7 protein-coding genes and 1 pseudogene are annotated in these 7202 nt (G+C 60.3%); 3 read left to right on the forward strand and 5 right to left on the reverse strand.

The features are described from left to right. The 3 genes and pseudogenes from Q0M35_RS15790 to Q0M35_RS15800 all read right to left on the reverse strand — a co-directional run. Nucleotides 1-369, reverse strand: a pseudogene (locus Q0M35_RS15790) (phosphopentomutase); the annotation flags it as partial. Further along, on the reverse strand, nt 369-1676 hold the full coding sequence (locus tag Q0M35_RS15795) for a thymidine phosphorylase (RefSeq protein ID WP_295317008.1): 1308 nt from the start codon (nt 1674-1676) through the stop codon (nt 369-371). The pseudogene Q0M35_RS15790 and the gene Q0M35_RS15795, both read right to left, overlap by 1 nt. Further along, the gene (locus Q0M35_RS15800; protein ID WP_295316997.1) at nt 1676-2077 is read right to left on the reverse strand and encodes a cytidine deaminase; all 402 of its coding nucleotides are present in this window, start codon (nt 2075-2077) and stop codon (nt 1676-1678) included. The genes Q0M35_RS15795 and Q0M35_RS15800 overlap by 1 nt, the downstream gene beginning before the upstream one ends. A gap of 85 nt (nt 2078-2162) precedes the next feature. Here Q0M35_RS15800 and Q0M35_RS15805 point away from each other — a divergent pair, with 85 nt between their 5' ends. Further along, a complete protein-coding gene (locus Q0M35_RS15805) occupies nt 2163-2372 on the forward strand; it encodes a DUF3072 domain-containing protein (RefSeq protein WP_295316999.1) in 210 nt (69 codons plus the stop codon). Between the two features lie 5 nt (nt 2373-2377). On the opposite strand, the gene Q0M35_RS15810 is transcribed toward Q0M35_RS15805, so the two are convergent. After that, nucleotides 2378-3472 (reverse strand): cupin domain-containing protein, encoded by a 1095-nt coding sequence (locus Q0M35_RS15810; RefSeq protein WP_295317000.1) that lies wholly within the window; start codon nt 3470-3472, stop codon nt 2378-2380. Next, the gene (locus Q0M35_RS15815; protein ID WP_295317002.1) at nt 3423-4085 is read right to left on the reverse strand and encodes a hypothetical protein; all 663 of its coding nucleotides are present in this window, start codon (nt 4083-4085) and stop codon (nt 3423-3425) included. Before Q0M35_RS15815 ends, Q0M35_RS15810 begins: the two co-directional genes overlap by 50 nt. A 174-nt stretch (nt 4086-4259) precedes the next feature. On the opposite strand from Q0M35_RS15815, the gene Q0M35_RS15820 reads away from it, so the two are divergent. Beyond that, nucleotides 4260-6533, forward strand: coding sequence for an NADP-dependent malic enzyme (locus Q0M35_RS15820; protein WP_295317004.1), 2274 nt, complete (start codon nt 4260-4262; stop codon nt 6531-6533). A gap of 156 nt (nt 6534-6689) precedes the next feature. Further along, the gene (locus Q0M35_RS15825; protein ID WP_295317006.1) at nt 6690-6959 is read left to right on the forward strand and encodes a hypothetical protein; all 270 of its coding nucleotides are present in this window, start codon (nt 6690-6692) and stop codon (nt 6957-6959) included. The last annotated feature ends 243 nt before the right edge of the window (nt 6960-7202 follow it).

Below are 7202 nucleotides of genomic sequence, written 5' to 3' on the forward strand. Positions count from 1 at the left end.
TGTGTCCGGGAAATAGTGCCAGGCCCAGGGTACAGGCAAACCGGCAAGCTCCCAGTGACCGGACGGCGTGTCTTTGCCCTGAGACTGCTCGGTCGCCGCCCCCCAGAGACCATTTAAGGGTACGTCATCGCTCTGCATACGTTCCGTGCTTGCGAGCGCTACGGCGCGGGACAGCCCGAGATTGTTCAGAAAAGGCACCTTCAGCGGACCGGACCGGCCGTCTTCAGCGAGACCGCGCGCGCAGTGATCGGCAACATGCGCCACTGTGTTCGAGCCCTTGTCCGACACCTTGCCGTTGAAAAACTGCTGTGCGTCAGGAGCGCCACCGATCCCGACCGAATCCATGACCACCAGAAATGCCCGCGCCATCAGCCGATCCTTTCGTGAATGAGACCGGGCAGATCGCGCGGTGCCCGGGGCTGCAGGGTGATTGCATCCCGCACAGCATGCGCTGCGGCATCTGCGGCATCGGACCTTGCGGCATGCACCATGGCCAGCGGTTGCCCGCGCTGCACCGCGTCGCCGAGCCGGACCACCTGTGTAAAGCCCACCGCCGGGTTTACCTCATCAGTCTCAAGCATCCGCCCGCCGCCGAGCCCGACCACAGCCATTCCCAGCGCCTCGCCATCTATTTCGCTGACATAACCGTCGGCAGGAGATTTAACTTCGCGGATCACCGGCGCTTCGGGTAAAAAGCGTGCCCAGTCGTCGAGAAACCGCACCGGCCCGCCCATGGCAGCCAGCATGCGCCCGAAACGTTCAGCCGCACGCCCGTCCCGGATGGCAGCAGCGATCAGATCGGCACCGTCCTGGACACCCTTCGCCAGACCCGCATTGGCCATCAGCACTCCACCCAGCGCAGCCGAAATTTCCACCAGAGGGCCGCGCAGGTCACCTTTCAGCACGCGCATCACTTCGGCCACTTCCAGCGCATTGCCAAGACTGGGTGCCAGCGGCTGGCTCATGTCGCTGATCACAGCGGTCGTTTTGCATCCGGCGGCGTTCGCGGTCTCTGTCAGCGCCTGGGCAAGCGCCCGCGCCGATGCCATGTCCTTCATGAATGCGCCTTTGCCGACCTTTACATCGAGCACCAGCCCCTGCAGACCACCGGCGAGCTTTTTGGCGAGGATGGAAGCTGTGATCAGATCAAGACTGTCGACTGTCGAGGTGACATCGCGCACGGCATAAAGCCGTTTGTCGGCCGGTGCGATCTCGGCCGTTGCCCCGACGATGGCGCAGCCGGCTTCCCGCACGACTGCGCGGAACCGGTCCTCGTCAAGCCCGGTGACCAGGCCCGGAATCGCCTCGAGCTTATCCAGCGTGCCACCGGTGTGCCCCAGCCCGCGACCGGAAATCATCGGCACAACCGCGCCGCAGGCCGCCAGCGCCGGCGCGAGTATCAGCGACACACAATCCCCGACACCCCCGGTTGAGTGTTTGTCCAGCACCGGCGCGTCCACATCCCAGGACAGCACATGGCCGCTGTCCCGCATCGCGAGCGTCAGGGCAACCCGCCCGTCCTTGTCTAGACCCCGGGTGCAGATGCCCATGGCGAAAGCGCCGGCCTGGGCGTCGCTGACTGTGCCATCGGCCAGCCCGGCGGCCATCCATTGCAGATCATCCGGTCGCAGCGGTTTATCATGGCGCAAGGCCGACAAAACTGAGCGGGCGCTGATCACTCCGAGCGTTCCATATGGGCTGCATTGAAAACGCCGGGCAGGAGATCGCCCACCACAGTTTCCTGTGTGATCCCTCCGGTCGTGGCCATTGTCACTTTAACCCCGGGCGCGGCAAACTCCGCCAGTTTCTGACGGCAGCCGCCGCAGGGTGTCACGGGCATCGGCGAGCCTGCGATGACGCAGGCTTCAGTGATCTGCGTGTCACCTGCCGCGACCATCGCGGCAATGGCCCCGGCCTCGGCGCAGGTGCCTTCGGGGTAAGCTACATTTTCAACGTTGCAGCCGACATAAATCGCGCCGGAGGCCGTGCGCAGCGCCGCGCCCACCTGAAATCCCGAATAGGGCGCATAAGCGTTTTTACGCACTGCTGCCGCGGCTTCTCTGAGATCTTCTGACATCTGAAATTCTGCCCTCCGGAGCGGTGCGGCGGAACCCTGCGCCGGGCGTCCGCGTTTTGCCGGGTAACGATAACGGAGATTTCCGATGACCAAAACACCCGAAAGTGACATCATCGCCGGCCCTCAGGCGATCGACGTAAATGCCTCTGACGGCGATGCAGCGCTTACGGAAAAGACGGCCGCCGAACTGCGCGACATCTGCGATCAGACCGGCGAGCCGTTTGACGGCAACCTGACCGAAGAACAGGCCCGCCGGCGCATCATTGCACTGAAAGAAGTACACAACCCCGACTGAACCTTTCAGTCCTGTTCCACTGTGACTGTCTCAAAGACGCCCGGCAACGATACCTCAAGCAGTTCGAGGTCGTCTGACGGTGCGGCGTAGCGGACCGCCATGCCGGGCGGAATCACGAATGCATCCCCTGCCGTAAGATCAAAGGGCTCCCTCCCTTCGCCCTCCAGCGTCATGGTGCCCTCCGTCACAAAGGTAAAAAGGATATCGCTGTCATGTCGTGTGATTGCGGACGCACACTGGCCCGGGCGGACGACGTGCACGCCTGCCACATTGCCGGTGTGCTCTGCAATGGACGTGTCGCGGCTCCGAAATCCGGGGATGCGGAAGGGCGCCCAGGTGGCATCCTGCGCCTGATGGTGCACAAACCGCTGCCCGCTGAAATCACGATCCGGCCGCGCCGGTCCGTTAGGCAGTTTCATGTCGTGATCAATCGTCGTCACATGCTCTGCCGGGACACCGATCTCGATTACCTCTATGTTGTCAGAAGCATAAAGCACCCGGTGCCGGATCTGCGGCGGCTGGATCACGCAGTTTCCCGCATGCAGCCGGAACGGCTCTCCCTGGTCTTCATAAACAAGATCAACCCAGCCCCGATAGCAAAAAATCAGCTGAAATCCGACCGTATGATAATGCACCATATCGGGTACCGGTCCGCCGTCGGGTATGCGGATGTGGCTTGCGATGATCGAACCGCCAAGCCGGTCCGGAATCAGGTCCCGGTATTGCATGCCCGCCCGCCCGATAATCCAGGGTGCCTGATCGGCGAGCCGCCGGACGATAAAGGAATGCACCGTTTCGGGCATCACCAGAGGTGCGTTCAGTGCCGCAATTTCAACCCTTGTGCCGTTGGGCGCCGTCAGGTCCCGCGCGCCGCCTGCAAATCCGTCAGGATCGTCCGTCAGGATGCGCAGGGTTCCGGGTGGCTCAGACGCGCCCTTTTCGATCCGCACCCGCAATCCGTACCCTGAAAAAACCGCGACCGAAGGGTCATCGGCCGGATAAATGCTGTCCATGCGCATGCCAAGCACCTTCGTAAAGAAGGGTATGTCGTCACGCAGTTCGCGGGTTGGCAGTCTTATCTCTGCTATGGTTTCCGGCATTGGCTTCCTCCGCGTTAGGTCCGTGCCTGCGCAGCACCGCAAGAACAGACGCACAGAATACTGCGACAGCGAACCAGAGTTCTGAGACTTCTTCAATCAGATGCAGCCTGGCGTAGAGCACAGCCGAAATCGTGCCGTTACCTTTCGCCCCGATCACATCGGCAATCTGCCCGCCGGCGGCGAAGGCCGTTCCGATTGCAAGGATCATCAGTATATCTGAACGCCAGAACGTGCTCACGCGCATCAGCGGCCACGTGTACCGTAAGAAACCCGCCAGAAGGAATATCAGCAGCGCAGTCACAATCACGGTATTTTCCAGCAGAACGTCATCGACAAATGCCGAAGCTTTCGCGAGCAACGGCAGCCCTTCAAGTTGTCTTTCATCCGCTTCACGGTTGGCAAGAAGGGCCACAAGCATAACAATGTGCCAGACGGCACGCGACGGACGGTAAAAGATCGCAAGAACCAAAGCACCTGCCGCAAGAAAAAGCGCGCTTGCGGTCTCTGTCAGCCCCTGCTCGTAGAAATGGATGCCCCAGACGTATGCGTATGGCAGCAGAGCCAAAATGATTGCAACGCCGGCAAGGCTCATCATCAGAATTGTTGTTTTCATGCGCTGATCAGTCATTGTGCGTCGGGGCAGTATCATGGCACGTCCGAATATGACAACCGTGTAACAGCGCCTCTGCTGCCAGGAGCTCGGATGACCCTGCGGCAACATCACCTTGGCCTGCCGGATCAAACAGTTTAATGCTGAACTAAAACTATGACAGGGAAGCCGGAAGCGATGAGTGACAACAATAACCTGCGTCAGGCCGCACTTGACTACCACGAATTTCCAAAACCCGGAAAGCTGGAAATCCGCGCCACAAAACCGCTGGCCAACGGCCGCGATCTGGCGCGCGCCTATTCACCCGGGGTTGCAGAGGCCTGCCTTGAGATCAAGGAAGACGCGACCGCCGCTGCTCGCTATACCGCCCGCGGCAATCTGGTTGCTGTTGTCACAAACGGCTCGGCGGTCCTGGGGCTCGGAAATATCGGTGCGCTGGCCTCAAAGCCTGTCATGGAAGGCAAAGCCGTGCTTTTCAAAAAGTTCGCCGGTATCGATTGCTTTGACATCGAAGTCGACGAGTCTGATCCGGAAAAGCTGGCTGATATCGTCTGTGCGCTTGGTCCGACCTTCGGGGCGATCAACCTTGAGGACATCAAAGCGCCCGACTGTTTTACCGTCGAGCGGATCTGCCGTGAGCGTATGGACATCCCGGTATTTCACGATGATCAGCACGGCACCGCAATCGTTGTCGGGGCCGCCGCCAAGAACGCACTGCATGTCGCGCGCAAAAGCTTTGAGGACATCAAAATCGTGTCGACGGGAGGCGGTGCTGCGGGCATTGCCTGTCTCAATATGCTTCTTAAGCTGGGTGTAAAACGGGAAAACATCTGGCTCTGTGACGTGCACGGGCTGGTCTATGAAGGCCGCGAAACGGATATGAACCCCAGCAAATCCGAGTTTGCCCAGAGCACAGAACTTCGGACACTTGACGATGTGATCGACGGTGCGGACCTTTTCCTCGGGCTTTCAGGGCCCGGCGTGCTGAAGCCTGAACTCGTCGGGCGTATGGCAAGCCGTCCGATCATCTTTGCCCTCGCCAATCCGATCCCGGAGATCCTGCCTGATCTTGCGCGTGAAGTGGCTCCGAACGCGATCATTGCCACCGGTCGCTCGGATTTCCCCAACCAGGTCAATAACGTCCTCTGCTTCCCCTTTATCTTTCGGGGAGCGCTTGATGTGGGGGCCACGACGATCAACGATGAAATGCAACTGGCCTGTATCGACGGTATTGCAGCGCTTGCACGCGCCACGACCTCCGCAGAGGCCGCTGCAGCCTATCAGGGCGAAGAACTCACCTTCGGCGCGGATTACCTGATCCCGAAACCGTTTGATCCCCGTCTGGTGGGCGTTGTTTCTTCTGCTGTGGCACAGGCCGCGATGGAGACCGGAGTTGCCACCCGCCCCATTGATGATCTGACGGCGTACCGCCAGAAACTGGACAGTTCCGTTTTCAAATCCGCTCTGCTGATGCGTCCGGTATTTGCTGCGGCCCGCCAGGCCACGCGCCGAATTGTCTTTGCCGAGGGCGAGGATGAACGTGTTTTGCGTGCCGCCCAGGCGATTCTCGAAGAAACGGTTGAACGCCCGATCGTTATCGGTCGTCCCGATGTCATCAATGCACGCCTTGAACGCGCAGGGCTGACCATCAAACTCGGTGACGATGTAGAGCACGTGAACCCCGAAAACGACCCGCGCTACCGGGATTATTGGGAGACTTATCACACGCTCATGGCCCGGCGCGGCATTACACCCGATCTGGCCCGCGCGATTATGCGCACCAATACAACAGCAATCGGTGCGGTGATGGTCAACCGGGGCGAGGCTGACAGTCTGATCTGCGGCACCTTCGGAGAGTTCAGCTGGCATCTGAATTATATTGATCAGGTGCTGGGCACTGACGGGCTGCACCCGGTAGGCGCCCTGTCGATGATGATCCTCGAAGACGGCCCGCTTTTTGTGGCCGACACGCAGGTGCATCTGCATCCCGACCCGCAACAGATCGCCGAGATCGCAATCGGTGCCGCACGTCACGTACGCCGTTTCGGGGTGGAGCCGCGCATCGCTTTCTGTTCGCAATCACAGTTCGGCAACAAAGGCGAAGGCACCGGCGGACGGTTGCGCGCCGCGCTGCGTCTGCTCGATGAGGGCGGACATGATTTCTGCTATGAGGGCGAGATGAACATCGACACAGCCCTTGATCCGGAACTGCGCGCCCGCATCCTGCCGGCCAACCGGATGGAAGGGGCCGCGAATGTACTGATCTTTGCCCACGCGGATGCGGCATCGGGCGTGCGCAACATCCTGAAAATGAAAGGAGGCGGACTTGAGGTCGGGCCGATTCTGATGGGAATGGGCAACCGGGCGCATATCGTCTCGCCGTCAATCACTGCACGGGGCCTGCTGAACGTGGCTGCGATTGCCGGCACACCAGTTGCCGTCTATGGCTGAGGACATCCGCGCAGGGTCACAGGCTGGTGCACAAGGCGCTCTGTCGCGCCACGGGGGCGCAGCTCAGCAGTTGCCGGACTGCGCCATGCGGCTATCTGTAAGGCGGAACCGCAGAAAGTTCTGCCACCACCTGCTCTGAACCCGGGAGAAAAATGCGTGACCAAGATCTTTTTTGTGACCAGCCTGATGGCTCTGTCACTGTCACTGACAGCCTGCGGCACGGTAGAACAGGAGACTTTTACCCCGATTGTTGTTGATGGACGCACGTATGAGTTGCGCACCCGGACGATTGACGGGCCGAACGGCTCTTATCAGACGACTTCGGCCATGGTCGGCAGAATCGCCTACCTGTGCAGAATTGACAGCCCGGGAGACTGCGAAGCTGCTGTCCGGCGTGGCCGTGATGAAGTCGAAGACTTCCGATGATCCAGGACGGGGAGTTGCCTGCCCTAACGTTAGGTAACCTGCCAAATCGCTACCGAAGATATGCATTTTGTGTATTCTGAAGCTGTTAACCATCCTGTCGCGCCCGTGTCCGGGGCAAAATCTGCAGAACGGAACAACCCATGAAACTTGCCACAAAACCTTTTGTCGCCCTCGCCGCCGCCCTTTCCCTGAGCGCCTGCGCATCCGTCATAAACGAACAGCGTGACACCATCACCGTCGAAG

Origin of the sequence: Roseobacter sp., assembly GCF_024639605.1 — a bacterium.
In the GTDB taxonomy this organism is placed as follows: domain Bacteria; phylum Pseudomonadota; class Alphaproteobacteria; order Rhodobacterales; family Rhodobacteraceae; genus Roseobacter.